Below are 672 nucleotides of genomic sequence, written 5' to 3' on the forward strand. Positions count from 1 at the left end.
AGGCCGTATCGCGCTGACCTGCGACAACGACGCCCCGGACCCATTCATGTGCCCATCAACTGATGAACTCGGGCGATCTTGCCCTCGCCGACCTGGTTCGTGAGCCGCTTGGCGACGATCTGCGTGGCCAGCTTCCTCTTGTAGTGCGGGTCGTGGGGATCCAGTGCCTGGGGATACGAGACCTCGTACAGGACGCCCTTGACCCTGAGATTCAGTTTCTTCCAGCCGCTCGGTTCCTCGGCGTTGGCATCCGCTGCCGGACTCGGGGACGGCGGAACGGCCGACGCATCGGTGACGGGGCCGGCCAGAACGAAGCCGATCGCGGCCACCAGGGCGAGGAATATGAGCGTGGGCCAGTGGCGAAGTGCGCGCCGGGGCCGTGGGGCTGCTGTCGTATCTCGATCGGGATGAATCTCGCGTGGGGCGGTGGTCATGTGTTCCTCCTCATGAGTCTGCTGCCACTGCGGTGGCTGCGGGCCTTGGCAGGTGCCGCGCTTCGATGTGCGGTGACGAGCCGGCCGGTGCTTTGCGTGTACCGGTGTGCGGCACCTCGGCTGAGCGGCGGTCCCGGGTGACGCCTTTCGGGCAAGGGCCATCGCCGGGCGGTGCGGGGCGGTGGAAGAAGCGTTGCCCGCGGTCGAGGGTGGGGCAACAGGGTGCGGCGGCCGGGAC

General features: G+C 68.0%; 1 protein-coding gene. It reads right to left on the reverse strand.

Features of this window, described 5'->3' with window-relative positions; translation table 11 throughout:
• Positions 1-44 precede the first annotated feature (44 nt).
• The gene (locus tag JL475_RS39265) at positions 45-434 is read right to left on the reverse strand and encodes a hypothetical protein (RefSeq protein ID WP_202282967.1); all 390 of its coding nucleotides are present in this window, start codon (positions 432-434) and stop codon (positions 45-47) included.
• Positions 435-672 lie beyond the last annotated feature (238 nt).

The organism is Streptomyces sp. M2CJ-2, from assembly GCF_016757295.1.
Classification (GTDB): domain Bacteria; phylum Actinomycetota; class Actinomycetes; order Streptomycetales; family Streptomycetaceae; genus Streptomyces.

Bases quoted from the DNA above. Each gene is read 5' to 3' on its own strand.
- JL475_RS39265 (WP_202282967.1), bottom strand. From the start codon at position 434: ATGACCACCGCCCCACGCGAGATTCATCCCGATCGAGATACGACAGCA.